This is a genomic window from Pseudomonas sp. NFACC39-1 (genome assembly GCF_900110355.1).
In the GTDB taxonomy this organism is placed as follows: Bacteria; Pseudomonadota; Gammaproteobacteria; order Pseudomonadales; family Pseudomonadaceae; genus Aquipseudomonas; species Aquipseudomonas tehranensis.
In genome coordinates, this window is sequence record NZ_FODL01000001.1 from 351,720 (window position 1) to 378,630 (window position 26,911).

The window sequence follows — 26,911 nt, forward strand, 5'->3', positions numbered from 1 at the left end:
CCCGCTATACTTCCCGGCTTTTCCTGAATAAATGCCAATAGGGTCCCGCCGCGCATGGATAAGACCTACCAGCCGCACGCCATTGAAACTTCCTGGTACAACACCTGGGAGTCCGAGAATTATTTCGCTCCGCAAGGCGCGGGCGATTCCTACACCATCATGATCCCGCCGCCGAACGTCACCGGCAGCCTGCACATGGGCCACGGTTTCAACAACGCGATCATGGATGCCCTGATCCGTTTCCGCCGTATGCAAGGCCGCAACACCCTTTGGCAGCCGGGCACCGACCACGCGGGCATCGCCACGCAGATGCTGGTGGAACGTCGCCTCGAAGCCCAGGGTCAGAACCGCCATGACCTGGGCCGCGAGAAATTCCTCGAGAAAGTCTGGGAATGGAAAGACGAGTCCGGTGGCAACATCAGCCGCCAGATTCGCCGCCTGGGCTCGTCCGTGGACTGGAGCCGCGAGCGTTTCACCATGGACGACGGTCTCTCGGAAGCGGTGAAAGAAGCCTTCGTGCGCCTGCATGAAGACGGCCTGATCTATCGCGGCAAGCGCCTGGTCAACTGGGACACCAAGCTGCACACCGCCATTTCCGACCTCGAAGTGGAAAACCACGACGAGAAAGGTTTCCTGTGGAACCTCAAATACCCACTGGCCGACGGCGCAACCACCGCTGAAGGCAAGGACTACCTGATCGTCGCCACCACGCGCCCGGAAACCATGCTCGGCGATGCCGCCGTGGCGGTGAACCCGAACGATGAACGCTATCAGGCCCTGATCGGCAAGTTCGTCGAACTGCCCTTGGTCGGTCGTCGTATCCCGATCATCGGTGATGACTACTGCGACCCCGAATTCGGCACCGGCTGCGTAAAAATCACCCCGGCCCACGATTTCAACGACTACGAAGTCGGCAAGCGCCACAACCTGCCGCTGCTGAACATCTTCGACAAGAACGCCAACGTGTTGCCGGCGGCCCAGGTGTTCAACCTCGACGGCACGTTGAACGAAACTGTCGACGGCCAGATCCCGGCCGAATACGCCGGCCTGGACCGCTTCGAAGCGCGCAAGCAGATCGTCGCGGCGTTCGACGCGGCCGGCCTGCTGGTCAGCGTCGATGATCACGGCCTTAAAGTGCCGAAAGGCGACCGCTCCGGCACCATCATCGAGCCGTGGCTGACCGATCAGTGGTACGTGTCCACCAAACCACTGGCCGAACCTGCGATCGCTGCGGTAGAAGATGGCCGCATCCAGTTCGTCCCCAAGCAATACGAAAACATGTACTTCTCGTGGATGCGTGACATCCAGGACTGGTGCATCAGCCGCCAACTGTGGTGGGGCCATCGTATCCCGGCCTGGTACGACGAGTCGGGCAAGGTCTATGTCGGCCGCGATGAAGCCGAAGTCCGCGCCAAGCACAACCTCGGCCCGGACGTTGCCTTGCAGCAGGACAACGACGTACTCGATACCTGGTTCAGCTCGGGCCTGTGGACCTTCTCCACCTTGGGCTGGCCGCAGCAGACCGAGTTCCTGAAGAAATTCCACTCCACCGACGTACTGGTCACCGGCTTCGACATCATTTTCTTCTGGGTCGCCCGGATGATCATGCTGACCATGCACCTGGTGAAGAACGAAGACGGCACGCCACAAGTCCCGTTCAAGACCGTCTACGTGCACGGCCTGGTGCGCGATGGCCAGGGCCAGAAGATGTCCAAGTCCAAGGGCAACGTCCTGGACCCGCTGGACATCATCGACGGTATCGATCTGGAAACCCTGGTGCACAAACGCACTTCGGGCCTGATGCAGCCAAAACTGGCGAAGAAGATCGAGAAGGCCACCCGCGAAGAGTTCGCCGACGGCATCGCTAGCTACGGCACCGACGCCCTGCGCTTCACCTTCTGCTCGCTGGCGTCCACCGGTCGTGACATCAAGTTCGACATGGGCCGCGTCGAGGGTTATCGCAACTTCTGCAACAAGATCTGGAACGCCGCGCGCTACGTGCTGGACAAGGGCGAAGACTGCGGCCAGAACGGCGAAGCCTTTGAGCTGACGCTGGCTGATCGCTGGATCATTTCCCAGCTGCAACGCACCGAAGCCGAAGTGACCCGCCAGCTCGATCAGTTCCGTTTCGACCTGGCGGCACAAGCGTTGTATGAGTTCATCTGGAACCAGTATTGCGACTGGTACCTGGAACTGTCCAAACCTGTGCTGTGGGACGAAAACGCCCCGGTCGAACGCCAGCGCGGCACCCGCCGTACCCTGGTGCGGGTGCTGGAAGTGGCACTGCGCCTGGCGCATCCGTTCATGCCGTTCATCACCGAGGAAATCTGGCAGCGCGTCGCACCGCTGGCAGGCGCCCAAGGCAAGACAATCATGCTGCAACCGTGGCCGGTGGCCAACGAAACCCGCATCGACCCTGCTGCCGAAGACGACATCGAATGGCTCAAGACCTTCATGCTGGGCCTGCGTAACATCCGCGCCGAAATGAACATCGGCCCGGGCAAACCGCTGAACCTGTTCCTGAACAATGCCGGCACCGAAGACCTGCGCCGCCTCCACGAGAACGAAGCGCTGCTCAAGAAACTGGCCAAGCTCGAATCGGTGACCGTCCTGGCCGCTGGCGAAGAAGCGCCGCTGTCCGCCACCGCCCTGGTCGGCGAGATGGAAGTGCTGGTGCCGATGGCCGGCCTGATCGACAAGGCTGCCGAACTGGCGCGCCTGGACAAGGAAATCCTGCGTTTGAAGGGCGAAGTCCAGCGCGTCGGCGGCAAACTGTCCAACGCCGGTTTCGTGGACAAGGCGCCGGCTGAAGTCATCGAGAAGGAACGCGCCAAACTGGCCGAGGCTGAACAGGCCTTGGGCAAGCTGGCCGAGCAACATGCACGGATCTCCAGCCTGTAACGGGGATTGCAATGAAAAAGGAGGTCCGGATGGGCCTCCTTTTTTATGCCTGGTACTTTTTTCCAAACAATGAAGATCTCTTGTGGGAGCGGGCTTGCTCGCGAAAGCGGTGTTTCAGATAGCTTATTCGTTAACTGACACACCGCTTTCGCGAGCAAGCCCGCTCCCACATTTAAACCGCGCAGTCATCAAGATCGAGCCGGATGTGGGACAATACCCACCACTTTTTTGAACCCTCCCCGAATCGACTCGCCCATGACTGCCCCCCGCACACCCAGACCTGCACGCCAGAAGCCCAAACCCGCCACCGAGGCCAAAGCCGTGGCGCCGCGGGAGAAGGCCAGCCTGCATCCACGCAACCGCCACCAGGGCCGCTACGACTTCCCCGCACTGATCAAGAGTACACCGGAACTGGCCAGGTTCGTGATCATCAACCCGTACGGCAAGGAAAGCATCGACTTCGCCAGCCCCGATGCGGTGCGGGTGTTCAATCGGGCACTGCTCAAGTCCTTCTACGGCATCGCCCATTGGGACATTCCGGCCGACTACCTATGTCCTCCGGTACCTGGTCGCGCGGACTATGTGCACTTCCTCGCCGATTTGCTCGCCAGTCATAACGATGGCGAGATCCCTCGGGGTGCGGCAGTGAAGGTGCTGGACATCGGCACGGGTGCCAACTGCGTGTACCCGCTGATCGGCTACAGTGATTACCGCTGGCATTTTCTGGGTTCGGAGATTGATCCGACGGCCATTGCCTCGGCCAAAGCCATTGTCCAGTCCAACGGATTGAACAAAGTCATCCAGTTGCGCCAGCAAGCCAACCGCAATCAGATCCTGTTGGGTTTGCTGGAAGAGACCGAGCGGTTCGACCTGACAATGTGCAACCCACCCTTCCACGCCTCCCTGGAGGAAGCCACCAAGGGCAGCCAGCGCAAATGGCGCGCCCTGGGCAAGGCCGACCCGAAGCGCAAGCTGCCGGTGCTGAACTTCGGCGGTCAGGCCGCGGAGCTCTGGTGCGAGGGCGGAGAAGCCCGGTTTGTGACGCAGTTGATCCGTGAAAGCGCGCAATTGGCCAGCCAAGTGCTGTGGTTCAGCACGTTGGTGTCAAAGGCGTCGAACCTGCCGGCTATTCAAACTGCCTTGAAAAAGGCTGGGGCGCTGCACAGCCAGGTCGTGGAAATGTCCCAGGGGCAGAAGCAGAGCCGCTTCGTCGCCTGGACCTTCCAGGATCAAGCGCAGCAGCAGGCCTGGCGCGAGGCACACTGGGCCCGCAAGGACTGAATCGGTATAGCGTTCACTCCTATGGCGAGGGAGCTTGCTCCCGCTGGGCTGCGCAGCAGCCCCAAGGTCTGACACTTCGGTGAATCAGGCAGACCACGTTCAGCCGGCTTTTAGGGTCGCTGCGCAACCCAGCGGGAGCAAGCTCCCTCGCCACAAAAGCCGCACCATGAGGGACTTATCCCCTCGCCACAGGCCACTTTATTCAGGGCAACAAAAAACCGTGCCCGGATCACTCCGCCGCACGGTTTTCTTTTGAACGCGATCTTACTTGTTGATGCCGTCGTTCAGCGCTTTGGCTGGCACGAACTTAACAACTTTCTTGGCAGCGATTTCGATGGCTGCGCCAGTCGAAGGGTTGCGGCCAGTGCGGGCAGGACGCTCGGTGACTTTCAGCTTGCCGATGCCTGGCAAGGTGATTTCGCCGCCATTTTCCAGCTGATCGGCAACGATCTGACCCAGTTGGTCCAAAGCGTTACGCGCAGTGGTTTTTGGCGCGTCGATAGCTTCAGCGATGTCAGCGATCAGTTGGTCTTTAGTAAGAGCCATGTAGTGTTCCTTCCCTATCAAATTCATATGGATTGCAGAGTGCAGTGTCAGCCATCGAGCCCGATCTCAGAGGATCAGACACCCTCGGTAATCACCACGACGGATCGGGGTAATAGATGCCGAAAACCGGGTTTGGTTCGACCTGACAAATGCTGAATGCACGCTTAACGCAGTGACTTCGCGTAAGACCGGGCAAAACTAGCACAACGCCTGTGAAATATCCGCCTCTAGCTACCCATTTGGTCAGCTTTCTTGCGCTAAAACGGTAAAAAAATGCATATGGCGTGTCGGACGGGTCTGAAAGGGGCTTTGCAGGGTTCCAAAACCAGTGATTGCGGTACACTGGGCCTTTTGGGGGGAGCGCGCCCTCCTCTCTTCTATCAGCCGAGAAATCCATGCCGATCCGTCATTGCATCGTCCACCTGATCGACAAAAAACCCGACGGCACGCCCGCCGTGCTCCATGCCCGTGACTCCGAGCTGAGCGAGTCCACAGCCATCGAGAACATGCTCGCCGACCTCAATGAGAGCTACAACGCCAAACAAGGCAAGGCCTGGGGTTTCTTCCATGCCGAGTCCGGGGCGCACCCGTTCAGCGGCTGGCTGAAGGAGTATCTCGAGGGTGGCAAGGATTTCACCGCATTCAGTCGCGTGGCGGTGGAGCACCTGCAAAAGCTGATGGAAGAGTCCAACCTGTCGGTGGGCGGCCACGTGCTGTTTGCCCATTATCAACAGGGCATGACCGATTACCTGGCGATCGCCCTGCTGCACCACAGCGAAGGCGTGGCGGTCACCGACGAGCTGGACGTGACCCCGTCCCGTCACCTTGATCTGGGCCAACTGCACCTGGCAGCGCGGATCAATGTGTCGGAATGGCAGAACAACAAACAGTCCAGGCAGTACATCTCGTTCATCAAAGGTAAGAACGGCAAGAAGGTCTCGGAGTATTTCCGCGACTTCATCGGCTGCCAGGAAGGCGTCGACGGCCCCGGCGAAACCCGTACCCTGCTCAAGGCCTTCAGTGACTTCGTCGAAAGCGAAGACCTGCCCGAAGACGACGCCCGGGAGAAAACCAAGACCCTGGTGGATTACGCCAGCAGCCAGGCCAAGCTCGGCGAGCCGATGGGCCTGGAAGAATTGTCCGAACTGATCGACGAAGATCGCCCGAAAGCCTTCTACGACCACATTCGCAACAAGGACTATGGCCTGTCGCCGGAGATTCCAGCGGATAAACGTACCCTCAACCAGTTCCGCCGCTTCACCGGCCGCGCCGAAGGCTTGTCCATCAGCTTCGAAGCCCACCTGCTGGGCTCCAAGATCGAATATGACGAAGAAGCCGGCACGCTGATCATCAAGGGCCTGCCCACGGCGCTGACCGATCAGCTCAAGCGCCGCAATTGATGCTTGGGAAGGTACTCAAGAAATTCCTGCTGATTGTTCTGGTGATTGTGGCGTACCAGAACTGGGGCAAAATCGAACGGGTGTTCAACCCCTCGCAAATGCTGCCTGAACAGATCCGGGCCGATGCCCGGGTCGTGCTGTATGCCACCGACTGGTGCGGTTACTGCAAGGCCACACGGCGGTTCCTGGATGAAAAAGGCGTGCCCTATCGCGAGTTCGATATCGAGAAGGATGCCCAGGCGCGCAAGGCCTATGAGGCGCTGGGTGGGCGGGGGATTCCGATCCTGGAGGTGAATGGCACGTTGATTCGTGGGTATGAACCAGAGAACATTCTCAAGGCGTTGTCCGCTTTATAGTTCTGAGGGCCTCATCGCGCGCAAGCCCTGGGTAGACGGTAAGCGCCCGTTGATCGGGACTGTCAACTCCTACAGTATCAATGCCTGAAATAGCGTTCATTTTTATATATGCCCCTCAGCCGAATACATCGCTGAGCCGAACCTCTTGCGAGAACGCCGGAACAGACGGAGCATATAAAATGAGCTCGATACAGTGCTACCCAGCCCGAAACCGCGTTATAAAAATCATCCAACGCGCCCTGGTGTTGTCTTTCATTGCGATCTACGCCGGTTCCGCCTCTGCCGCGCAATACACCTGCCAACTCTTCCTGCCACCGAACCAAACCGTGATACAGACCACCACCGTTTTCAACGGGAGCAGCACGAGCGATGCAATCAGCCGCGCCACAACGATCTTCGACCTGCAAGGCCTTATTCCTCCCAATGCGCCACACCTGGTTCTCTGCGAGCTGTAATATCGGGTGTTCTCTTCTGGAGTAAACGCCGGAATTGCCTGCTCCGGGCGACAGATCGACTTTAATCGAGCGTCTGACCTTCTTATCAAGTTGATAATTGAAAACCCAGCCGCGGAAAGTGCACATGCACCACCCCGCCAAGCGCGTCTTCGCGACGCAGGATCAGCTCTTCGCGACCGGCAAACAGCAACTCCCCGGCCACCGGATCGACGCCATAATCGGTCGCGGCGATGGTCACACGCTGCCCCAATGCAAACCCGTTCGGCTCTTCGAACGACTCCTCCGGCAGCGCTGCCGGCGTCGCGTTGCGGGCGACTTCCAGGGCCTCTTCGGAACTCATCTGATTCGGCGCACCATGGCCGAAACCCAGCACTCGCGCCAGCCATGCCGAAATCGCCGGGTAGGCGTCTACCAGCGGCGAAGTCACCGGCGTGCCTTTAAGAAACCACAGCGGGTGAGCCATGGCGAAGTCGGCAATCGAGGGATCACCCAGCAAAAAGTCCCCTTCCTCGCGCTGCAATTGTTGCTCCAGGCGCGCCATGATCGTTGGCCATTGATGCTTGGCCTGTTCGGCGGACAAGCGTGTGCTCGTGCCGCCGCTAAACAGCCCGGCGCGGTCGGCGATGAATGCCTTGATCGCTTCGGGCGCTAGCTTGGCGAAACGCACCGCCACCGACTCAGGCTGGAACACCAGGCTTACCGCATGCTGGAACACCACCGAATCGGCCCATGCGGCAAAAGACGCTGCAATCATCTCCCGGCCTTCGGGAAACAGCGCCGGCGAGGCCTTTTCCTGTTCCAGTCGGCGGGCGATCAGCGCCGTGTCGCAATAAACATCAGCGCCGATCTGCAGCACCGGGGTTTTGCGGTAGCCACCCGTCAGTGCCGTCAAGTCGGGCTTGGGCATCATCGGCGGGATATGCACCGAACGCCAGGACAGCCCCTTGAAACCCAGCAACAAACGGGCTTTCTCCGCGAAGGGAGACGTCGGGTAATGATGAAGAATCAACTCTGACATGAGATTCGCCATTGCAGGGAGGAAGTTCAGCAGCTTAGCGTGCCAGGGTCAGACAGCCTACCCTCCTGATGAAGACGTATCAGCGGGGTTGATGGAGCAACGATGCACTCGCCACCAGGCATTCCTTGGCGCTTTTCTTGAGTTTCTTGATCAGCCGCTCCTGACGCAAGGCTTCACCCTTGTCGCGGCAGGCTTCGGTATATACCAGCGCCACCGCCGGGCTGGAAAGAAAAAAACGCGCGCCTTTGCCACTTTGATGCTTGGCGAAACGTCGCACCGGGTCATCGCTGATGCCGCAGTACAGCGATCCGTTGGCGGCCCGCACCAGGTAGACGAACCAGGGTTTGCCCGGTTCGGCTGCAGCGTGCCCTGGCAGGTCGGAAGATGGCTTGGCGGTCGTCACAGGATGTTCAGCAGGTGTCTAGGAAACAAGCCGCGATCTTATCAGCGACTGGCCTGGAACGCCCGCAGCCCCTTGAGGGCCTGGGCCCTGACGGCATTGCGCACCAGAGGCGTCCAGCCCAGCAGCAGGCCCTTGGTGCCCAGCGCCTGGCGAGACCAGCGCCACAGATCAAAGCTGTCATGGTGCTCGCAAATCTTGCCGTCGCGAAACACGAATCGCGCCTGAATGTCATTGACCACGGTGTTGCCGGTCTGGCTGAACAGGTAAGTCGCCACCCAGTGGGCGCCGCCGGTACGCTCATCGCTGCGCACGTTATCGAAGGTCAGGGAAAAATCCTTGGCCCGAGTGGTAAGCATGCGCCACATGTCGCCGACATCACGCCCGCGCAGTTCGCCGAACGCCGGGTCGCTGAACACCACGTCGTCGGTGTAGCAGGCGCTCATGGCGTCGGCATCCAGGCGCTGGAAGGCCTGGTAGAAGCGGGTGATCAAGGCGTTGTGGGCATCACTCATGAACAAGCTCCGGAAATCTTCAGTAGAGCTGCACGATAATCTGCTCTGGCGAGGAACACTATCGTCATTCGCCACGAAAATAGCATCAGCGAAGATCGCTGACTCTTTCGCTGCTGACCCCAACGTATAGCGCCCGGCCGGCCCCGATGCCCGCAATGATCGCACCCAGGCCAATCACGCCGAAGATCCAACCCAGGGCACTCCAGCCGCCGGTCCAGTCGTGGACCACTCCGACCGCGAACGGCCCCATGGACGCCAATGTGTAGCCGAACCCTTGGGCCATGCTGGAAAGGTTCGCGGCCACATGGGCGTCCCGCGAACGCAGCACGATCAGCGTCAGTGCCAGACTGAACGTGGCGCCCTGCCCCAACCCCAGCAGGATCGCCCAGCCCCACAAGCCATCGATAGGCGCATAAAGGCACCCGAACAGCCCGCCGAGGGTCATGAGCATGACAATCACAATGGCCAGGCGCTGATCCTTGCCCCGGGTCGCCAGCCAGGGCGCGGCCAGGGAACTGATCAGTTGCACAATGACCGAGCCGGACAACACCAGCCCGGCGTGGGTCGGCGTCAGGCCACGGCCAATGAGGATCGACGGCAGCCACCCAAACACGATGTAGGCCAGTGACGACTGCAGCCCCATGTACAACGTCACCTGCCAGGCCAACGGATCACGCAGCAAACCACGAACCCGATACGCCACCTGATGCGCACCGTGTTTCGGGCCCACTTGCGGCAGCCAGAACACTGCGGCCAGCAGCGCCGGCACCACCCAGAAACCCAGGCCCATCGCCCAACTGTGATCCAGATGCTCGCTCAACGGCACCGTGGCCCCGGCCGCCATTGCCGCACCCAGGCACAGCGCCATGGTGTAGACGCCGGTCATGGCGCCGGCGTGTTTGGCGAAGTCACGCTTGACGATGCCCGGCAACAGCACACCGATCACACCAATGCTCGCACCGGCCAGGATGCTGCCAGCAAACAGGCCTACCTGACCGAAAGAACTGCGCAAGATGATCCCGCCGGCCAGAGCCAGCAAGATCCCCAGCACCACGCGCTCGGCGCCAAAGCGCCTCGCCAGCACCGGCGCCAGCGGTGCGAACAGGCCCAGGCAAAGCACGGGCAGCGTAGTCAGCAAGCCGGCCTGGGCAGCCGACAAACCAAGGCTTTTTGAAACTTCGCTAAGCAACGGCGCCATGCTCGACAGCGCCGGACGCAGGTTCAGTGCAACCAGGATCAGTCCGAGCAGCAACAGCCAGGGCCTGCGCAACACGGGATGGGGTTGCTGGGCCTGTTCGTCATCGGCCTCGGCGTCAATCAACAGTTCTTCAAGCTCTGCGGCGCGTTTGGGCGTCGTCGGAGTGCTGCGGTCAAGCGTATCGCGGGACATGGAAAAGCTCTGGTTCAGGGTTCATTGATCAACTGTCGACGGAGGGCCTTGGCCCACTGCCGGGACTGCTGTTGGACAGCGCCGAGGATTCGATGTGCAGATCGAACACAGGTAGATGACGCGCAACGAAGTTGAGGCTCTGGCGCAACTGCGCACCGTTGACGCTGGAGAAGCAGCGATAGCGTTCGCTGAGCGCAGGGGTCGGCAGCACAGGTTGATTTTTCTGACAGGTTAGTCAGCTTCTTGTAGGACGGCAACCGCCTAAGGTCAATGTGAGGGAAAAGGAACGAAATTTTCGATTGGTCAAAATTACCCTTTGAGGGTAATTTTAAGGACAAGGCATACAGTTCTATGGAAAAGAGCACACCTCACTACGACCTGGCAGTGGTCAAGGCCGAAGTCCTCAGGCTGGGGAGCAAGGCATTTACTATGAGCGCTCAGCAAGGCGCTCGAAAAATGTCGCTAAACACTGCCCGGATGCTGCGAATCATTGCCTCGCTGGAGTACAGGATGTTGCACAAATCGATGACGACCTACGTCGATCATCGAGTCTGGCAGGACGTTTATCACACAACATTTCAGGATCGGGAGATTTACATCAAGGTGACCTACCGCCCTGGCGGTGGGCACCCGGTAGTCTCCTTCAAGGAGAAGGACCAATGAAAACGCAGCAATGTGTCAACTGCGGCACTCAAGACGCCATGCAACACTTTGAGGGCCGCAGCTTTACCATCGACTACAAGCAGGTAGCACGGCAGGTGCACGACATCGCCGGGTGGGAGTGCCGGGTTTGCGGTGAAATCGAATTTGATCACGACACCGACAGCGCGCAACGTTATTCCCGCGTGAGCGATCAGTTGCTCGAAGATTGCGCCCAGGCGATGGGGGCGGAGATGAAACGCATCCGCCGCAAACTGCACCTCACGCAGAAAGAAGCGGTGAAGCTGCTGTCTGGCGGCGGACACAACGCCTTTTCCCGTTACGAGCGTGGCGAAATCACCCCACCGCAACCACTGTTCACGCTGATGCGTCTGCTCGACCGCCACCCCCATCTGATGGCGGAGGTACTCGCACTGAGCGAGGGCACCGATTTGAAGCAGTTGTTGGCTACCCGTCATCCGGAACAGGAAACCGTTCTGACACCCTGAATACCAGGAAAAAATAAACCCGGACAAGTCCGGGTCTATTTCAATGCCTAAGGCCGGATCAATGCAGAATCTGGCTCAGGAACAGCTTGGTGCGGTCGTTCTGCGGGTTGTCGAAGAAGTCGTTCGGCGCGGCCTGTTCGACGATTTCACCCTTGTCCATGAAGATCACACGGTTGGCCACGGTGCGGGCAAAGCCCATTTCGTGGGTCACGCAGAGCATGGTCATACCGTCTTCGGCCAAACCGATCATGGTGTCCAGAACCTCTTTCACCATTTCCGGGTCGAGTGCCGAAGTCGGTTCGTCGAACAGCATGATTTTCGGTTTCATGCACAGGGCACGGGCGATGGCCACACGCTGCTGCTGACCGCCAGAGAGCTGGCCCGGGTATTTGTGCGCCTGCTCTGGAATGCGCACGCGCTCCAGATAATGCATGGCGATTTCCTCGGCCTTGCGCTTGGGCATCTTGCGCACCCACATCGGCGCCAGGGTGCAGTTCTGCAGGATGGTCAAGTGCGGGAACAGGTTGAAGTGCTGGAACACCATGCCGACTTCACGACGGATCGCTTCGATCTGCTTGAGGTCGTTGGTCAGTTCCACGCCATCGACCACGATGCGGCCCTGCTGGTGTTCTTCCAGACGGTTGAGGCAGCGGATAGTGGTGGACTTGCCGGAACCCGACGGGCCGCACAACACGATACGCTCGCCCTGCTGGACGTTCAGGTTGATGTCTTTCAACACATGGAACTGGCCGTACCACTTGTTTACGCCCTGCATCTGAATAATGCCTTCAGGGCTCACAGGCTGTTTGATCGCTTCACTCATAAACTACGCTCCTAACGCTTGTGGCCAGTGTCCAGCTTGCGTTCCAAATGCATGGAATAGCGGGACATACCAAAACAGAAAATCCAGAACACCAGGGCAGCGAACACATAGCCTTCGGTGGCCATGCCCAGCCATTTCGGGTCGGCGGCGGCTTGTTTCACGCTGTTGAGCAGGTCGAACAGGCCGATGATGATCACCAGGCTGGTGTCCTTGAACAACGCAATGAAGGTGTTGACGATACCCGGGATCACCATCTTCAGGGCTTGCGGCAAAATCACCAGCCCCATGCTGCGCCAGTAGCCCAGGCCCATCGCTGCGGCCGCTTCATACTGTCCCTTGGGAATCGCTTGCAAGCCGCCACGCACCACTTCAGCCACATACGCCGACTGGAACAGGATCACGCCGATCAGTGCCCGCAGCAGCTTGTCGAAGTTCATGCCTTCAGGCAGGAACAGCGGCAGCATCACCGAAGACATGAACAGCACCGTGATCAATGGCACGCCGCGCCAGAACTCGATGAAGGTCACGCAGACCACACGGATCGCCGGCATGTTGGAGCGCCGCCCCAACGCCAGCACGATGCCAAGCGGCAAAGCCCCGGCAATACCGACGGTGGCGATGACCAGGGTCAGCATCAGGCCGCCCCATTGGCTGGTCGACACGGTAGCCAGGCCGAACACGCCACCGTGCAACAGGCACCAGGCGATGATCGGATACAGCACCAGGAAGCTCAGGCCGTAGACCGCTTTGCGCGGGAAGCGCGAGATGAACAGCGGAGCCACACCAATGACCGCCAACCACACGGTCAGGTCCACGCGCCAGCGCAGTCCCGTCGGATAGTAGCCATACATGAACTGGCCAAAGCGCTGCTGGATGAACACCCAGCAGGCGCCCTCCTTGGTGCAGTCAGCCTGTGTGGTGCCGACCCAGTTGGCATCAAGGATCGCCCAACTGAGGATCGGTGGAACGACCAGGTAAATCAGGTAGAACGCAAACAACGTCAGCAAGGTGTTGAGCCAGCTGGAGAACATGTTCGCGCGCATCCATGCCACGACACCGATGCTACTGCTCGGTGGGGGCATGTCAGGCTTGAAAGTATGGGATGTCATGCGCGTTTTTCCTCACCGCTCGATCAGCGCAATGCGCTTGTTGTACCAGTTCATCAGCAGGGAAATGCTGATACTGATCGCCAGGTACACGCTCATGGTGATCGCAATCACTTCGATCGCCTGCCCGGTCTGGTTCAGCACCGTACCGGCAAACAGCGAAACCATTTCCGGATAACCGATACCGGCCGCCAGCGAGGAGTTCTTCGCCAGGTTCAGGTATTGGCTGGTCAGCGGCGGGATGATCACGCGCAGGGCTTGCGGGATAATCACTTTGCGCAGGGTCGGACCGTTGCGCAGGCCCAGGGAATGGGCGGCTTCGGTCTGGCCGTGGCTGACCGACTTGATGCCCGAACGCACGATCTCGGCGATGAACGCCGCGGTGTACACCGTCAGTGCCAAAGTCAATGCCAGCAATTCGGGAATCAGCACCCAGCCACCAACGAAGTTGAAGCCCTTGAGTTCCGGCATTTCCCAGTGCACAGGGGCACCGAAGACCAGGGCGCACAGCGCCGGGATCACCAGGAACAACGCCAGGCCGACCCAGAATTTATGGAACGGCTCGCCCGTGGCTTCGAAGCGCTTGTTGGCCCAGCGGGTCATCAGCACGATGGCGACGATGGCCAGCACGACGCTGATCACGAATGGCCAGAACCCGTCCGCCACCAGTGCGGCCGGCATGTTCAGGCCCCGGCTGCTGACAAAGAAGGTGTCGCCGAAGTTATGAGCGGCGCGCGGCCCCGGCATGGTCAGGAACACCGCGAAGTACCAGAACAGGATCTGCAGCAGTGGCGGGATGTTTCGAAAAACCTCCACATACACCGTTGCCACTTTGGCGATGATCCAGTTTTTCGACAGTCGGGCCACGCCGACAATGAAACCGAGAATCGTCGCCAGGATTACGCCGATGAACGTCACCAGCAGAGTGTTGAGCAACCCGATGACAAAGACGCGGGCATAGCTGTCCGCTTCGGTGTAGTCGATCAGGGTTTGAGCGATGCCGAACCCGGCACTGCGCTCCAGAAAGCTGAAGCCGGAGGTGATGCCCCGGTGCTCAAGGTTGGTTTGCGTGTTGTCGAACAGAAACCAGCCCAGTGAAACCACCGCCACAATGGTGACGATCTGAAATACCCAGGCACGCACGCGTGGATCGCTGAGGCTAAGCCTCTGCTTAGGTGCGCCGATTGAATTTTGCATGAAGTGCCCCGCAAAGAATGGAACAGAACATCACCCGGTGGTTGGCCCACCGGGTGATAGAACCATCAGCGCACTGGTGGTGCGTATTGAATGCCGCCGTTGGTCCACAGCGCGTTCAGGCCGCGGTCGATTTCCAGCGGGGTGCCTTTGCCCAGGTTCTTCTCGAACACTTCACCATAGTTGCCGACTTGCTTGACGATCTGGACAACCCAGTCTTTCGGCAGCTTGAGGTCCTTACCATATTCACCATCCGCGCCGAGCATACGGGCGACGTCCGGGTTCTTGGTGGACTTGGCTTCAGCTTCAACGTTCTTGGAAGTGATGCCGGCTTCTTCGGCGTTGAGCATGGCGTAGCCAGTCCAGCGCACAACGGCCAGCCACTCGTCGTCGCCGTTACGCACGACCGGACCCAGTGGTTCCTTGGAAATGGTTTCCGGCAGAACTACGTAGTCCTTCGGCGCGGCCAGCTTGCTGCGCTGGGCGAACAGCTGGGACTTGTCGGAGGTCAGCACGTCGCAACGACCGGATTCCAGCGACTTGGCGCTTTCATCGGAGGTGTCGAAGGTGATCGGGGTGTATTTGAGGCCGTTGCCACGGAAGTAGTCGGAAACGTTCAGCTCGGTGGTGGTACCGGCCTGGATGCAGATGGTTGCACCGTCCAGTTCCTTGGCGCTCTTGACGCCCAGCTTGTTGTTTACCAGGAAGCCGATGCCGTCGTAATAGGTAATGAAGCCTGGGAATTTCAGGCCCATGCCCGCATCACGGGAACTGGTCATGGTGGTGTTGCGCGAAAGGATGTCGATTTCGCCGGACTGCAGCGCGGTGAAGCGCTCCTTGGCGTTCAACTGGCTGAACTTCACCTTGGTCGCATCGCCAAACACGGCAGCAGCAACGGCACGGCAGAAGTCCGCGTCAATGCCCAGAATCACGCCCTTGGCATCTGGGACCGAGAAACCCGGCAAACCATCACTCACGCCACATTGCACAAAGCCTTTCTTCTGTACGGCATCCAGGGTTGCACCCGCCTGAGCGAACCCGCTGACGCCGAGCACTGCTGCTGCAGTCACGACGGCCAGGGTGGATTTCAGTAACTTCATTCAAACCTCCAGTTTTGCTCTTGTTGTGTCGGAGCTCGAGCCCTGTCGCACCCTTATGGGGCATTGCCGACCCTTGTTGGTTTTTTTTAGGGTCAACCGACGTCTGGACCTTCGCTATGAGTCTAATAATGAGAATGCCCTTAAACAGGGCGCCTAACTCATCTCTCACCAATCGGCCGAACGGGCTGTAGCCCTTCACGTTCGCGAAGCCCGTAGCGGCTATTGGCGAACATCCATCACCGGATTTCTGATATCCCATGCGTCGCGTCAAGCTGATAGTGTTACCGCGCAGCGTAAGAATCATCACTCAAGCTACCTCAAAGCAAACGCCGTACCACACCGCTGCGCTTGGCCCTTATGTGACACGTCAAGACAAAAACTTTTAACATTGCGACATCTAATTAACTGAGGCACCGGGCCCGCACTGTAATAACGCACTGAATGAGCGCGCCCGCACAGATCTGGAGCACACCATGACCGACCCCTTGATTCTCGAGCCCAGCGGCACCGCCGACGCGTGCGTCATCTGGCTCCACGGCCTGGGCGCCGATCGTTACGACTTTCTGCCGGTGGCCGAAATGCTGCAGCAAAGCCTGCTCACGACACGTTTCGTTCTGCCTCAAGCGCCAACCCAGCCGGTGACCATCAACGGCGGTTACGCCATGCCCAGTTGGTACGACATCCGCGCCCTGAGCCCCGCGCGCGCCATCGACGAGCAGCAACTGGAAGTGTCGGCGCAGCGGGTCATGGACCTGATCGAAGCCCAGCGAGCCCTTGGAATAGACGCCTCGCGGATTTTCCTCGCAGGTTTCTCCCAGGGCGGCGCGGTGGTCTATCACACCGCATTCGTGAAATGGAAGGGTCCATTGGGGGGCGTAGTCGCGCTGTCCACTTATGCACCGACTTTCAGCGAAGAACTGCAATTGTCGGCCAGCCAGCAGCGCATTCCGGTATTGGCGCTACACGGCCAGTACGACGAAGTGGTACTCAACCCCATGGGGCGGACCGCAAAAGAGTATTTGAAACAGCATGGTGTCACCGTGACATGGCAAGAATACCCAATGGGCCATGAAGTGTTACCCGAGGAGATTCGCGACATCGGCACCTGGCTGAGCGAGCGGCTGCGCTAAGCGGGCGTAAGGACATGTCAAGCCCTTGACGATCACACTACGCCGCGCCCGTTTCTTGCATTACACTGGCCGGCGTACATTCCTTAACCAATCGATGAGATGACCGTGCTCAAAGCACTCAAGAAGATGTTCGGTAAAAGCGAGGCCGAGCAGCTCGTGCCTGGCTCCAGCGCACCTGCCCACAGCCCGAGCCGTACCGAGGTGCAAAAAAAGCCGCAGCGGACACCGCCTGTTGCGAACACAGAAAAAGACGCGGCCACCGCGCCTGTTGCCCCTCCGCCGGAACAGACACGCAACGATGCCCCCAAGCCACGCCGCGAGCGCGCCCCAAAACCGCCGGCCGTCGCCTGGAAGCTCGAGGATTTCGTCGTAGAACCCCAGGAAGGCAAGACCCGCTTCCATGATTTCAAGCTTGCCCCTGAGCTGATGCACGCCATCCAGGACCTGGGCTTCCCGTACTGCACGCCGATCCAGGCGCAGGTGCTGGGCTTCACCCTCGCCGGTAAAGATGCCATTGGCCGCGCCCAGACCGGCACCGGCAAGACCGCCGCATTTCTGATTTCCATCATCACCCAGTTGCTGCAGACCCCGCCGCCCAAAGAACGCTACATGGGCGAGCCACGGGCGCTGATCATCGCCCCGACCCGCGAACTGGTGGTGCAGATCGCCAAGGACGCCGCCGACCTCACCAAGTACACCGGACTGAACGTGATGACGTTTGTCGGCGGCATGGACTTCGACAAGCAACTCAAGCATCTCGAAGCCCGCCACTGCGACATTCTGGTGGCAACGCCAGGACGCCTGCTGGACTTCAACCAGCGCGGCGATGTGCACCTGGACATGGTCGAGGTGATGGTGCTGGACGAAGCCGACCGCATGCTCGACATGGGTTTCATCCCGCAAGTGCGCCAGATCATTCGTCAGACCCCGCCGAAAAGCGAACGCCAGACGTTGCTGTTTTCCGCCACGTTCACCGAAGACGTGATGAACCTGGCCAAGCAATGGACCACCGACCCGTCCATCGTCGAGATCGAGGCGCTGAACGTCGCCAGCGAAAACGTCGAGCAGCACATCTACGCTGTGGCCGGCGCCGATAAGTACAAGCTGCTCTACAACCTGGTCAACGACAACGGTTGGGAGCGGGTGATGGTGTTCGCCAACCGCAAGGACGAAGTACGCCGTATCGAGGAGCGCCTGGTGCGCGATGGCGTCAACGCCGCCCAGTTGTCGGGTGACGTGCCGCAACACAAGCGCATCAAGACACTGGAAGGCTTTCGCGAAGGCAAGATCCGTGTGCTGGTGGCCACCGATGTGGCCGGGCGCGGGATTCATATCGACGGGATCAGCCACGTGATCAACTTCACCCTGCCGGAAGTGCCGGATGACTATGTGCACCGGATCGGGCGCACAGGTCGCGCAGGGGCCGAGGGCGTGTCCATCAGCTTTGCCGGCGAAGACGATTCCTACCAGTTACCGTCCATCGAGGCGTTGCTGGGGAAAAAGATCAGTTGCGAAACCCCGCCGACCCACCTGCTTCGTCCGGTTGAGCGCAAGCGGCCTTAACCGACGCGACCAGCCAAAAAGCGCAGCCCTGGGTGGCTGCGCTTTTTTTTGTCCGGCGTATTGCTCGATCAAACTAAAAGTCCATAATAGACAAAACAGTTTACATCAAGCACTCCGGAGTCCCGATGCCCAGCGCGCCTTATGTGATGAACCAAGCCCAGGCCCGAGAGCTGCTCGGCCAAGTCGACGTACCGCAGATTTTACGCAAGCTGTTCCACGACCTTGCCGCCGGACAGGCCGTCCAACCGCCCCAGCAACTTGTGGAGTTTCCCCAAGGCGCCGGGGATTTCATCAACTACCTGGGCGTGCTGGCTGAAGAGCAGGTCTACGGGGTCAAGACCTCACCGTATATCGTGCGCGAGCAAGGTCCAGTGGTGACCGCCTGGACCTTGCTGATGTCGATGCAGACCGGCCAGCCACTGCTGCTGTGCGATGCTGCCGAACTGACGACCGCCCGCACCGCAGCCACCACTGCCGTCGCCGTGGATGCCCTCGCCCCATTCCAGGCCCGGCGCTTGGCAGTCATCGGCAGCGGCGCAGTGGCAAAGGCTCATGTGCAATACGTCAAGGGCCTGCGGGACTGGCAAAGCATCAGCCTCTATTCCCCCAGCCTGCAAAATAAATCGGCGCAAGAGCTTGCTTCGCTCACCGAGCTGGATCCGCGCCTGCAAATCGCTGCCAGCCTCGAAGCGGCGCTGCACGACGCCGATGTGGTGATGCTCTGCACCTCATCCGCCAAGGCAGTGCTCGATCCGCAGACACTGAGCAAGCCGGCGCTGATTACCTCCATCAGCACCAATGCTCCGCGCGCCCACGAAGTGCCACCCCAGAGCCTCAACGACATGGACGTGTTCTGTGACTATCGTCAGACCACGCCAGGATCGGCCGGTGAAATGCTGATTGCCGCTGAACAGCACGGCTGGGACGTCTCACGCCTGGTGGGGGATTTGCCTGAACTGCTCAGCGAACACGTGGCGCGTCCCAACTATGCACGCCATGTGTTCTTCCGCTCCATCGGCCTGGGGTTGGAAGACGTTGCGCTGGCGAATGCGCTTTATCAGCTTCACAACTGACACAGCCAATTTCCCTTGTGGGAGCGAGCCTGCTCGCGATGTGGTGTATCAAATAAATATATGTGTCTGACACACCGCATCGCGAGCAGGCTCGCTCCCACAGGGTTGTACTAACTCCCGGCACCGCGCTCCACAGGAGAGCTTCATGACCTCAGCAGACTTCATCATCATCGGCGGTGGCATCGCAGGTGCTTCCACCGGCTACTGGCTGGCGCCCCATGGTCGGGTCATTGTGCTCGAGCGCGAATCCCATCCGGGTTATCACTCCACCGGGCGTTCAGCGGCGCTGTACACCGCGGCCTATGGCACGCCCCAGGTGCGGGCGTTGACCCAGGCCAGCCGTGACTTTTTCGACGCTCCGCCGGCCGGCTTCTGCGAGCACCCGCTGCTCACCCCACGAGGCGAAATGACCGTGGATTTCACCGGTGACCCGGCCGAGCTGAACAACCAGTACCTCAGCGCCAAGGCCACGGTGCCGCAAATGCAACTGCTCAGCGCCGAAGAGGCCTGTGTGCGACTGCCGATCCTGCGACGGGACAAGGTGCACGGTGCAATCTACGACCCCACGGCTTGTGACATCGACACCGACGCGCTGCACCAAGGCTACCTGCGCGGTATCCGCCGCAACGGCGGTCAGGTGCACACCGACACAGAAGTGCTGGGCCTGAGCCGCGACGATCAGGGGATGTGGCAGGTGGCAACCGCTGGCCAGACCTTCAGCGCGCCGGTAGTGATCAACGCGGCCGGCGCCTGGGCCGATCACATTGCCGAAATGGCAGGCGCACGCAAGTTGGGCCTGCAACCCAAGCGGCGGGCGGCATTCATTTTTGCCGGCCCCGAGGGCGTGGACATTCATGACTGGCCGATGCTGGTGAGCCTCGACGAGTCGTTCTACATGAAGCCCGACGCCGGCATGTTCCTCGGCTCGCCGGCCAATGCCGATCCGGTGGAACCTCACGACGTGCAGCCTGAAGAACTGGACATTGCCATGGGCATCTACCAGATCGAAGAAGCCACCACCCTGACCATCCGCCGTCCGACCCGCACCTGGGCCGGGTTGCGCAGCTTCGTCCACGACGGCGACCTCTTATCCGGTTTCGATCCCCAGGTACCGGGGTTGTTCTGGGTCGCGGCCCAGGGCGGCTACGGCATCCAGACGTCCCCGGCCATGGGTCAGGCCAGCGCGGCCCTGGTGCGCGGCGAGCCATTGCCCGAGACCCTGACCCGTTTCGGCCTGAGCACCACCCTGCTGTCGCCGGCACGCCTGGGTTGAACCCGCTCAGGTGACGCATCGCCACGATTGCGGCACACTTCTGCGCGCCCCCGCTTCACGGGGCGCTGACGCTGCCTGGAGCCCTGTCATGAACGCCCCGCTACCTGATCCGACACTGGATAATTTCCGTACCATCGCCGACGCCATCGCCACGCTGTTCTACCCTCACGCCGAAGTGGTGCTGCACGACCTGCGTACGCAGAAAGTCGATTACATCGCCAACAACCTGTCCAAGCGCGTAATAGGGGATGACTCGTCCCTGGAGGACATGCTCAGCGAAGAGATCAGCGAACGGAACATCGGGCCCTACGAAAAACTCAATTGGGACGGGCAGAAAATCCGCAGCCTCAGCAGCGTGCTGCGCGATGCAGGGGGGCGCCCGCTGGCGGTGCTGTGCATCAATCTGAATATTTCGCTGTTCGAAAATGCCAAGGCCGCGCTGGATCTGTTCCTGTCGCCGGGCAAGCTGATCCCGCAGCCGGACTCACTGTTTCGCGATGACTGGCAGGAACGGATCAACACCTTCCTCCACGCTTGGATGCGCGAGCGTCAGTTGAGCCTGAACCTGCTGACCCGCGACCATAAACGCGAACTGGTGCTGGCGCTGCATGCCGAAGGCGCCTTCAAAGGCAAGAGCGCCTCCAACTATGTGGCCAATGTGCTGAACATGGGGCGAGCGACGGTTTACAAGCATTTGAAAGAGTTGAAGGGCTAAGATTTGTATTGCCTGGCCTGGCTGGCCTCATCGCGAGCAGGCTCGCTCCCACAGTGGATCTCGTTGAACACAAAAACTGTGTCCGACGCAAATCTCTTGTGGGAGCGAGCCTGCTCGCGATGGCGATCAATCAGTCGCCGTAGATATCCGACTTGAAATACTTGGCCTGGATTTTCTGATACTCACCATTGGCCCGAATCCCGTCGATGGCCTTGTTCAAGTCCGCCACCAGCTCGGTATTGCCCTTGCGTACCGCGATACCCGCGCCCTCACCGACGTATTTCGGGTCCTTGAGCTCCGGGCCGACAAACGCGTAGCCCTTGCCCCGGGGCATCGACAGGAAATCTTCCAGCGGGATGGTGTCGGCGAATATTGCGTCCAGCCGACCTGACGCCAGGTCCATGTAGATTTCTTCGTTGTTGCTGTAGCGCTTGACTGTCACACCCTTGGGTTCGAAGACTTCCGTGGCGAAGCGGTCGGTGGTAGTCGCTCGCTGCACACCCACGGTCTTGCCTTTGAGACTGGCGTACTGGTCATCGACCACCGCGCCTTCCTTCATGACCAGCCGCGACGAGGTGAAGTAGTACTTGTGGGTAAAATCCACCGACTTCTTGCGCTCTTCGGTGATGGTCATGGACGACAGCGCCATGTCGATTTTTTTCACCTTGAGCGACGGAATCAGTCCGTCAAACTCGCTCTCGATCCACTGACACTTGACCTTCATCTGCGCGCACAGCGCATTGCCAATGTCATAGTCAAACCCCTCGATCTTTCCTTCGGAGGTCTTGGAAGCAAACGGCGGATAAGCCGCTTCGATGCCGATACGCAAAGTTTTTTCGGCGGCAAACAGGCTGCTGGAGGCCAGCAGGCTCAAGGCCAGGCCGGTGATGAGGGGGAGTTTTTTCATGATCGATCTCGCGCGGGTTGTTGTTGGTTTTGGCAGAGAAAGGTGAAGCGATGGATTTATGTACTTATAAATCCATACTGGACTTTAATGTACATTCCGTCAATTGGGGAAACCGGGGAAAGTGATGGGAGGCTAACGACCCCTTCGCGAGCAAGCCCGCTCCCACAGGAATGTATGCCGTACACCGTATTTGTGCTCGACGCAGGCCACTGTGGGAGCGGGCTTGCTTGCGAAGGCGGATTCACAGCCTCCAGATGACTAACAGGCGATCTACCGCTTCCAGCGATCCGCCGCGGCATGATCACTGGCGCGCCCTTCGACCCAGCGCGGACCATCAGCGGTGTTTTCCTTTTTCCAGAACGGCGCGCGGGTCTTGAGGTAGTCCATGACAAAGGCGCAGGCGTCGAATGCCGCCTGGCGATGGGCACTGGCGGCCGCCACGAAGACGATCGGTTCGCCCGGCTCCAGGGCGCCGATGCGGTGCAACACCTCCAGCTTGAGCAACGGCCAACGCTGCTCGGCCTCGACGGCGATCTTGCCCAAGGCTTTTTCCGTCATGCCTGGGTAATGCTCCAGGAACATCCCCGACACATCGAGGCCGTCATTGAAGTCACGCACGTAGCCGACAAAACTCACCACCGCCCCCACGCCGACATTGGCTGCGTGCATCGCGTTGACTTCGACGCCAGGGTCGAACGGATCGGCTTGCACACGAATCGCCATGGCTCAGCCTCCGGTCACGGTGGGAAAGAATGCCACTTCGTCACCATCGACCAGTGGCTCGTCGAGCTGGCACAGGTCTTCGTTGCGGGCGCACATCAGGTTTTGCTCTTTCAACACGTCAAAACCTTCACGCGCGGCCAACAGTGCTCGAACGTCGTCCACCGTGGAGAAATCGCCCTCGACCTTCTGCGAGTCAACGCCCAACGCTTCGCGATAACGCGCAAAGAACTTCACGGTAATGTTCATGACGCATCCGCCTGGAAGTGGCCGCTCTTGCCGCCGAGTTTTTCCAGCACCCGCACGCCTTCGATGGTCATGCCCCGATCCACGGCTTTGCACATGTCATAGATCGTCAACGCGGCAACGCTGGCGGCGGTGAGCGCCTCCATCTCCACCCCGGTCTGCCCCGACAGTTTGCAACGGGCAACGATGCGCACCCGGTCCTCGCCTTCGGCATTGAGCTCGACCTTGACGCTGGTGAGCATCAGCGGATGGCAGAGCGGAATCAGATCACTGGTTTTTTTCGCCGCCTGAATGCCGGCAATCCGCGCAACGGCGAACACATCGCCTTTGGGATGACCACCGCTGACGATCATCTGCAGCGTTTCGGGCAGCATGCGCACAAAGGCCTCGGCCGTGGCTTCACGGAACGTCACGGCCTTGTCGGTCACGTCGACCATGTTAGCGCGACCTTGGGAATCGAGATGAGTCAGCACGGGGTTACTCCTGATCGGGAACACCGATTGTAAACCTGTGAGTCAGATTCCGGCACGCTTGATTGTCGCACCCGCACACAGGCCCCCTGTAGGAGCTGCCGAAGGCTGCGATCTTTTGATCTTGATCTTTCACTTTCGACTCAATTGTTTGGGGAAAGATCGCAGCCTCGTTGCACTCGACAGCTCCTACGGACGTTGTAAGCACAAAAAAACCGGGCGATGTTGAGATCGCCCGGTTTGGGTGGGGTTACAGGTGAGATTCGGCGTATTCGGCCAGGATCGAGCGCGGTACGCCCTGCAGCGTGATGTGGACCCCGTTGGGGAAGTCTTTGAAGCGTTCGGTCAGGTAGGTCAGCCCGGAACTGGTCGCGGACAGGTAAGGGGTGTCGATCTGTGCCAGGTTGCCCAGGCACACCACTTTGGAACCGGCGCCGGCACGGGTGATGATGGTTTTCATCTGGTGCGGGGTGAGGTTCTGGCATTCGTCGATCAGGATCAGGCTCTGCTGGAAGCTGCGGCCGCGAATGTAGTTGAGGGATTTGAACTGCAACGGCACTTTGCTGAGGATGTAATCGACGCTGCCATGGGTGCTTTCGTCATCCATGTGCAAGGCTTCGAGGTTATCGGTGATAGCGCCCAGCCAAGGCTCCATTTTTTCCGCTTCGGTGCCGGGCAAAAAGCCGATTTCCTGGTCCAGACCCTGCACGCTACGGGTGGCGATGATGCGCCGGTAGCGCTTGCTGACCATGGTCTGTTCGATGGCGGCGGCCAGGGCCAGGATGGTCTTGCCGGAACCGGCGGCGCCGGACAGGTTGACCAGGTGGATGTCCGGGTCGAGCAAGGCGAACAAGGCCAGGCTTTGGTAGATATCCCGCGGCTTGAGGCCCCAGGCCTCCTGATGCAGCAGGGGTTCCTGGTGCAGATCGAGAATCAGCAGCTTGTCGACCTGGATTTCCTTGATCCAGCCGACGAAACCCTGCTCGTCGATGATGAACTCATTGATGTGCACCGCCGGCAGATTGTCGATCAACTGCACCTGATGCCAGGTGCGACCATGGTCCTGACGGGTCTCGACCTTGCTCACCCGGTCCCAGAAGGAGCCGGTCATGGTGTGATAGCCGTTGGGCAGCAGTGATACGTCGTCGACCAACTGGTCGGTGCTGTAGTCCTCCGCCGCGATCCCGCAGGCGCGGGCCTTGAGGCGCATGTTGATGTCTTTGGTCACCAGCACCACGGCCTGATCCTGGTTGCGCGCGTGCAGGTCGATCAACTGGTTGATGATGATGTTGTCGTTCAGGTGTTCGGGCAGCACCAGGTTGGGTTCGGTGCGCTTGCTCATCAGGATCGAGAGCAGGCCTTTGGGACCACTTTTGCCCCGCTGGATCGGCACCCCCAGTTCAACGTCCTCGGGCGAGGCGTCTCCCAGGGTCTTGTCGATCAGGCGGATCGCCTGCCGGCATTCGGCGGCGACGCTGTGATGCCCGCTCTTGAGCTTGTCCAGCTCCTCGAGCACGGTCATCGGGATGGCAACATGGTGTTCTTCGAAGTTCAGGAGTGCGTTTGGATCGTGGATCAATACGTTGGTATCGAGTACATACAGGATTGGCTGGTTGGAGGAAGGGCTACGTCCGTGGTCATCCATACTCGGTCACCTTTGTGGGGGCCATTCGACGCAATACCGTGACAGTGCTGCGCCTCGAGGTAGCCACCGAATTCACCCGCAAGGCTTGAGGTGAACTGCACACAACTGGGTCTTGGAAGACGCCACCTGTGTTGCAGGTTTCGGCGGTCTGACTTCTTGATACTCCAAAACACATGACAGGAAAAAGCACTTTGACGCTTTTTTGAAGTTTATTTTTCAGAGTGACGAATAACCCTTGGCGTTGTGGCGTTGCGCCGTTAAAGTCGGAAGTCCGGTCGTCATGAAAGTGCGCCGAATTCTCCTCTTCCCCCCGTGTTTCCGGGCCTTTGGCCAAATCAGCGAAACGCGACCCGACAATCTTCCCAGCCGATCCCGCTTTGCGCCGTTTGCGTAATGAGCCAGGGCAGCGCCGTTTTCAGCGCATCCTGCTTGACGTTGAAATTGATCACTCCGCGGCGCCACAACAGCATCAGGGTCAGTGTGCGCTGGGCGCTTTGCTCGGGGTTGAGCCGGCCGGCGCTGTCCTGGGGGTCGATATCCCAGAGCGCCACTTGCAGGCCCTGGTTGCGGAAAAATGCGCCGGCATCGCCACGACGCTGGCCCAGGGGCGGGCGGAACAGCGGCACGTAGTTTTCCGGCAGCTTGCCCTTGACCAGATCGACGCTGCGCCGCACTGAGTCCTGCCAGTCCTGCCAATGGCTGTGGGAACGGAACTCCCAACCCTGGACACCGACGCATTGCTCCGAATACAAGGCCTGGAGGTTGTTGACCGAGCGCTCGGCAAGCCGCGCCTGGATGTCCTTGCCCAGCACGAAGAAAGTGCCGTTCATGTTCGACTTGCGCAGGTATTCAGTCAGCCAAGGGGTATTGTCCGGCGTGATGTTGGCCGCGCTGTCGAAGGTCAGCAGGAAAAGCCGGTCGTTCAGATCATCACCGTTGCGTTCGTAATCGCCGAAACGCGCGATTTCGCTGCTGGTCTGCGGAAACAACGCGGCCTTGCGCAACAGCTCGTCCAGGTATTGAGTGTGGAAGATCCGGCTCGGCTCAGCCCACTTGATGTAATAGGAGTTTTCATCGAGCGTGAGCCTGCCCGCCTCTTCGCGCAACGTCGCCAGGTCTTCCACCAGAAAACAGAACGAAGCGTCCTGATCGCAGCTTTGCTGGGCGAAGTTGTAGTTGCTCAGCAGTCGCTGCCACAACCGCGCGCGCAGGGTGTCGATCGCCGCCATATTGATTGTGCGCAGCCCCAGGTGCTGCTTGAGGGCGATTTCGTCCATGGCATCGGTGTCCAGCAGGACCCGGGCGAACATCAGGATCTCGGCTCGCGAGGCCACGTCGAACAGCGTCGGGCTGGTGAGCTGCTCCGGCCAGGTGCTGCGGTCCAGAGTGGCGATGTCGTTGGGTGCGGCAATGGCCGCAAAACTCAGGAACCAGGCCGACAATAGAAGGACGATGCGCAAAAGGGATGTCTCCATAACGAAACCCGCGCGGCATCATAGCTGATCTAGCCAAACCCAACGCGGCGGGGAAGCCGTT

Annotated in this window: 27 protein-coding genes and 1 pseudogene; 12 read left to right on the plus strand and 16 right to left on the minus strand. The window is 59.8% G+C overall.

Annotated features, from left to right (window positions below; all coding sequences use genetic code 11):
• Positions 1-54 precede the first annotated feature (54 nt).
• Together BMY45_RS01545 and rlmF are read left to right on the plus strand one after the other, a co-directional pair.
• Positions 55-2,901 carry a valine--tRNA ligase gene (locus BMY45_RS01545; protein WP_092393645.1) on the plus strand — a complete coding sequence of 949 codons (2,847 nt, stop codon included), beginning with the start codon at positions 55-57 and terminating at the stop codon, positions 2,899-2,901.
• Between the two features lie 255 nt (positions 2,902-3,156).
• Positions 3,157-4,182: a 23S rRNA (adenine(1618)-N(6))-methyltransferase RlmF gene (rlmF, locus tag BMY45_RS01550; RefSeq protein WP_092393648.1), complete on the plus strand. Its 1,026-nt coding sequence runs from the start codon at positions 3,157-3,159 to the stop codon at positions 4,180-4,182.
• 264 nt (positions 4,183-4,446) lie between these two features.
• On the opposite strand, the gene BMY45_RS01555 is transcribed toward rlmF, so the two are convergent.
• Complete coding sequence (locus BMY45_RS01555) at positions 4,447-4,728, minus strand: HU family DNA-binding protein (protein WP_092393651.1); 282 nt, start codon at positions 4,726-4,728, stop codon at positions 4,447-4,449.
• Positions 4,729-5,123: 395 nt separating this feature from the next.
• On the opposite strand from BMY45_RS01555, the gene yejK reads away from it, so the two are divergent.
• The 3 genes from yejK (at position 5,124) to BMY45_RS01570 (ending at position 6,939) form a co-directional block, all read left to right on the plus strand.
• Positions 5,124-6,128, plus strand: coding sequence for a nucleoid-associated protein YejK (gene yejK, locus BMY45_RS01560; RefSeq protein WP_092393654.1), 1,005 nt, complete (start codon positions 5,124-5,126; stop codon positions 6,126-6,128).
• A complete protein-coding gene (locus BMY45_RS01565; RefSeq protein WP_092393657.1) occupies positions 6,128-6,484 on the plus strand; it encodes a glutaredoxin family protein in 357 nt (118 codons plus the stop codon). The genes yejK and BMY45_RS01565 overlap by 1 nt, the downstream gene beginning before the upstream one ends.
• Before the next feature lie 179 nt (positions 6,485-6,663).
• On the plus strand, positions 6,664-6,939 hold the full coding sequence (locus BMY45_RS01570; protein WP_092393660.1) for a hypothetical protein: 276 nt from the start codon (positions 6,664-6,666) through the stop codon (positions 6,937-6,939).
• An 85-nt stretch (positions 6,940-7,024) separates the two neighbouring features.
• On the opposite strand, the gene BMY45_RS01575 is transcribed toward BMY45_RS01570, so the two are convergent.
• From BMY45_RS01575 to BMY45_RS01595, 5 genes and pseudogenes are all read right to left on the minus strand, one after another.
• On the minus strand, positions 7,025-7,957 hold the full coding sequence (locus tag BMY45_RS01575; RefSeq protein WP_092393663.1) for a glutathione S-transferase family protein: 933 nt from the start codon (positions 7,955-7,957) through the stop codon (positions 7,025-7,027).
• Between the two features lie 79 nt (positions 7,958-8,036).
• Positions 8,037-8,360 carry a GIY-YIG nuclease family protein gene (locus tag BMY45_RS01580; protein ID WP_092393666.1) on the minus strand — a complete coding sequence of 108 codons (324 nt, stop codon included), beginning with the start codon at positions 8,358-8,360 and terminating at the stop codon, positions 8,037-8,039.
• Positions 8,361-8,401: 41 nt separating this feature from the next.
• Entirely contained in the window at positions 8,402-8,872 is a 471-nt protein-coding gene (locus BMY45_RS01585; protein ID WP_092393669.1) for a nuclear transport factor 2 family protein, read from the minus strand.
• A gap of 85 nt (positions 8,873-8,957) precedes the next feature.
• Positions 8,958-10,262: a CynX/NimT family MFS transporter gene (locus tag BMY45_RS01590; protein WP_092393672.1), complete on the minus strand. Its 1,305-nt coding sequence runs from the start codon at positions 10,260-10,262 to the stop codon at positions 8,958-8,960.
• Positions 10,263-10,276: 14 nt separating this feature from the next.
• Positions 10,277-10,461: pseudogene (locus tag BMY45_RS01595) on the minus strand (GntR family transcriptional regulator); the annotation flags it as partial.
• A 152-nt stretch (positions 10,462-10,613) separates the two neighbouring features.
• Here BMY45_RS01595 and BMY45_RS01600 point away from each other — a divergent pair.
• Positions 10,614-10,925 (plus strand): type II toxin-antitoxin system MqsR family toxin, encoded by a 312-nt coding sequence (locus BMY45_RS01600; RefSeq protein WP_092393675.1) that lies wholly within the window; start codon positions 10,614-10,616, stop codon positions 10,923-10,925.
• Complete coding sequence (locus tag BMY45_RS01605; protein ID WP_092393678.1) at positions 10,922-11,410, plus strand: type II toxin-antitoxin system MqsA family antitoxin; 489 nt, start codon at positions 10,922-10,924, stop codon at positions 11,408-11,410. Before BMY45_RS01600 ends, BMY45_RS01605 begins: the two co-directional genes overlap by 4 nt.
• Positions 11,411-11,468: 58 nt before the next feature.
• On the opposite strand, the gene BMY45_RS01610 is transcribed toward BMY45_RS01605, so the two are convergent.
• The 4 genes from BMY45_RS01610 to BMY45_RS01625 all read right to left on the minus strand — a co-directional run bounded on the left by BMY45_RS01610 (position 11,469) and on the right by BMY45_RS01625 (position 15,633).
• Positions 11,469-12,233, minus strand: coding sequence for an amino acid ABC transporter ATP-binding protein (locus tag BMY45_RS01610; protein ID WP_047228862.1), 765 nt, complete (start codon positions 12,231-12,233; stop codon positions 11,469-11,471).
• Between the two features lie 11 nt (positions 12,234-12,244).
• Complete coding sequence (locus BMY45_RS01615) at positions 12,245-13,342, minus strand: amino acid ABC transporter permease (protein ID WP_092393681.1); 1,098 nt, start codon at positions 13,340-13,342, stop codon at positions 12,245-12,247.
• A 12-nt stretch (positions 13,343-13,354) separates the two neighbouring features.
• Complete coding sequence (locus BMY45_RS01620) at positions 13,355-14,536, minus strand: amino acid ABC transporter permease (RefSeq protein WP_047228860.1); 1,182 nt, start codon at positions 14,534-14,536, stop codon at positions 13,355-13,357.
• Positions 14,537-14,601: 65 nt separating this feature from the next.
• Positions 14,602-15,633, minus strand: coding sequence for an amino acid ABC transporter substrate-binding protein (locus BMY45_RS01625; protein WP_092393685.1), 1,032 nt, complete (start codon positions 15,631-15,633; stop codon positions 14,602-14,604).
• A gap of 473 nt (positions 15,634-16,106) precedes the next feature.
• Between BMY45_RS01625 and BMY45_RS01630 the strand changes: the two genes are divergently transcribed.
• The 5 genes from BMY45_RS01630 (at position 16,107) to BMY45_RS01650 (ending at position 21,387) form a co-directional block, all read left to right on the plus strand.
• Complete coding sequence (locus BMY45_RS01630) at positions 16,107-16,763, plus strand: alpha/beta hydrolase (protein WP_092393688.1); 657 nt, start codon at positions 16,107-16,109, stop codon at positions 16,761-16,763.
• A 99-nt stretch (positions 16,764-16,862) separates the two neighbouring features.
• A complete protein-coding gene (rhlB, locus tag BMY45_RS01635; RefSeq protein WP_092393691.1) occupies positions 16,863-18,326 on the plus strand; it encodes an ATP-dependent RNA helicase RhlB in 1,464 nt (487 codons plus the stop codon).
• 125 nt (positions 18,327-18,451) lie between these two features.
• Positions 18,452-19,399 (plus strand): ornithine cyclodeaminase family protein, encoded by a 948-nt coding sequence (locus BMY45_RS01640; RefSeq protein ID WP_092393695.1) that lies wholly within the window; start codon positions 18,452-18,454, stop codon positions 19,397-19,399.
• Between the two features lie 145 nt (positions 19,400-19,544).
• Complete coding sequence (locus BMY45_RS01645) at positions 19,545-20,672, plus strand: NAD(P)/FAD-dependent oxidoreductase (RefSeq protein ID WP_092393698.1); 1,128 nt, start codon at positions 19,545-19,547, stop codon at positions 20,670-20,672.
• A gap of 88 nt (positions 20,673-20,760) precedes the next feature.
• A complete protein-coding gene (locus tag BMY45_RS01650; protein ID WP_092393701.1) occupies positions 20,761-21,387 on the plus strand; it encodes a helix-turn-helix transcriptional regulator in 627 nt (208 codons plus the stop codon).
• A 130-nt stretch (positions 21,388-21,517) separates the two neighbouring features.
• Here the strand turns inward: BMY45_RS01650 and BMY45_RS01655 are convergent, their stop codons facing one another.
• The 6 genes from BMY45_RS01655 to BMY45_RS01680 all read right to left on the minus strand — a co-directional run bounded on the left by BMY45_RS01655 (position 21,518) and on the right by BMY45_RS01680 (position 26,835).
• Positions 21,518-22,294, minus strand: coding sequence for an ABC transporter substrate-binding protein (locus BMY45_RS01655; RefSeq protein WP_092393704.1), 777 nt, complete (start codon positions 22,292-22,294; stop codon positions 21,518-21,520).
• Between the two features lie 270 nt (positions 22,295-22,564).
• Positions 22,565-23,017, minus strand: coding sequence for a molybdopterin synthase catalytic subunit MoaE (moaE, locus tag BMY45_RS01660; protein ID WP_092393707.1), 453 nt, complete (start codon positions 23,015-23,017; stop codon positions 22,565-22,567).
• 3 nt (positions 23,018-23,020) lie between these two features.
• Positions 23,021-23,263, minus strand: a complete 243-nt coding sequence (locus tag BMY45_RS01665; RefSeq protein WP_092393710.1) for a MoaD/ThiS family protein — start codon at positions 23,261-23,263, stop codon at positions 23,021-23,023.
• A complete protein-coding gene (gene moaC / locus BMY45_RS01670) occupies positions 23,260-23,733 on the minus strand; it encodes a cyclic pyranopterin monophosphate synthase MoaC (RefSeq protein ID WP_047228850.1) in 474 nt (157 codons plus the stop codon). Before moaC ends, BMY45_RS01665 begins: the two co-directional genes overlap by 4 nt.
• 247 nt (positions 23,734-23,980) lie before the next feature.
• Positions 23,981-25,375 (minus strand): PhoH family protein, encoded by a 1,395-nt coding sequence (locus BMY45_RS01675; protein ID WP_047228849.1) that lies wholly within the window; start codon positions 25,373-25,375, stop codon positions 23,981-23,983.
• Positions 25,376-25,710: 335 nt separating this feature from the next.
• Positions 25,711-26,835 (minus strand): polysaccharide deacetylase family protein, encoded by a 1,125-nt coding sequence (locus tag BMY45_RS01680; protein ID WP_092393713.1) that lies wholly within the window; start codon positions 26,833-26,835, stop codon positions 25,711-25,713.
• Positions 26,836-26,911 lie beyond the last annotated feature (76 nt).

Bases quoted from the DNA above. Each gene is read 5' to 3' on its own strand.
- BMY45_RS01545 (WP_092393645.1), top strand. From the start codon at position 55: ATGGATAAGACCTACCAGCCGCACGCCATTGAAACTTCCTGGTACAAC.
- rlmF (WP_092393648.1), top strand. From the start codon at position 3,157: ATGACTGCCCCCCGCACACCCAGACCTGCACGCCAGAAGCCCAAACCC.
- BMY45_RS01555 (WP_092393651.1), bottom strand. From the start codon at position 4,728: ATGGCTCTTACTAAAGACCAACTGATCGCTGACATCGCTGAAGCTATC.
- yejK (WP_092393654.1), top strand. From the start codon at position 5,124: ATGCCGATCCGTCATTGCATCGTCCACCTGATCGACAAAAAACCCGAC.
- BMY45_RS01565 (WP_092393657.1), top strand. From the start codon at position 6,128: ATGCTTGGGAAGGTACTCAAGAAATTCCTGCTGATTGTTCTGGTGATT.
- BMY45_RS01570 (WP_092393660.1), top strand. From the start codon at position 6,664: ATGAGCTCGATACAGTGCTACCCAGCCCGAAACCGCGTTATAAAAATC.
- BMY45_RS01575 (WP_092393663.1), bottom strand. From the start codon at position 7,957: ATGTCAGAGTTGATTCTTCATCATTACCCGACGTCTCCCTTCGCGGAG.
- BMY45_RS01585 (WP_092393669.1), bottom strand. From the start codon at position 8,872: ATGAGTGATGCCCACAACGCCTTGATCACCCGCTTCTACCAGGCCTTC.
- BMY45_RS01590 (WP_092393672.1), bottom strand. From the start codon at position 10,262: ATGTCCCGCGATACGCTTGACCGCAGCACTCCGACGACGCCCAAACGC.
- BMY45_RS01600 (WP_092393675.1), top strand. From the start codon at position 10,614: ATGGAAAAGAGCACACCTCACTACGACCTGGCAGTGGTCAAGGCCGAA.
- BMY45_RS01605 (WP_092393678.1), top strand. From the start codon at position 10,922: ATGAAAACGCAGCAATGTGTCAACTGCGGCACTCAAGACGCCATGCAA.
- BMY45_RS01610 (WP_047228862.1), bottom strand. From the start codon at position 12,233: ATGAGTGAAGCGATCAAACAGCCTGTGAGCCCTGAAGGCATTATTCAG.
- BMY45_RS01615 (WP_092393681.1), bottom strand. From the start codon at position 13,342: ATGACATCCCATACTTTCAAGCCTGACATGCCCCCACCGAGCAGTAGC.
- BMY45_RS01620 (WP_047228860.1), bottom strand. From the start codon at position 14,536: ATGCAAAATTCAATCGGCGCACCTAAGCAGAGGCTTAGCCTCAGCGAT.
- BMY45_RS01625 (WP_092393685.1), bottom strand. From the start codon at position 15,633: ATGAAGTTACTGAAATCCACCCTGGCCGTCGTGACTGCAGCAGCAGTG.
- BMY45_RS01630 (WP_092393688.1), top strand. From the start codon at position 16,107: ATGACCGACCCCTTGATTCTCGAGCCCAGCGGCACCGCCGACGCGTGC.
- rhlB (WP_092393691.1), top strand. From the start codon at position 16,863: ATGACCGTGCTCAAAGCACTCAAGAAGATGTTCGGTAAAAGCGAGGCC.
- BMY45_RS01640 (WP_092393695.1), top strand. From the start codon at position 18,452: ATGCCCAGCGCGCCTTATGTGATGAACCAAGCCCAGGCCCGAGAGCTG.
- BMY45_RS01645 (WP_092393698.1), top strand. From the start codon at position 19,545: ATGACCTCAGCAGACTTCATCATCATCGGCGGTGGCATCGCAGGTGCT.
- BMY45_RS01650 (WP_092393701.1), top strand. From the start codon at position 20,761: ATGAACGCCCCGCTACCTGATCCGACACTGGATAATTTCCGTACCATC.
- BMY45_RS01655 (WP_092393704.1), bottom strand. From the start codon at position 22,294: ATGAAAAAACTCCCCCTCATCACCGGCCTGGCCTTGAGCCTGCTGGCC.
- moaE (WP_092393707.1), bottom strand. From the start codon at position 23,017: ATGGCGATTCGTGTGCAAGCCGATCCGTTCGACCCTGGCGTCGAAGTC.
- BMY45_RS01665 (WP_092393710.1), bottom strand. From the start codon at position 23,263: ATGAACATTACCGTGAAGTTCTTTGCGCGTTATCGCGAAGCGTTGGGC.
- BMY45_RS01675 (WP_047228849.1), bottom strand. From the start codon at position 25,375: ATGGATGACCACGGACGTAGCCCTTCCTCCAACCAGCCAATCCTGTAT.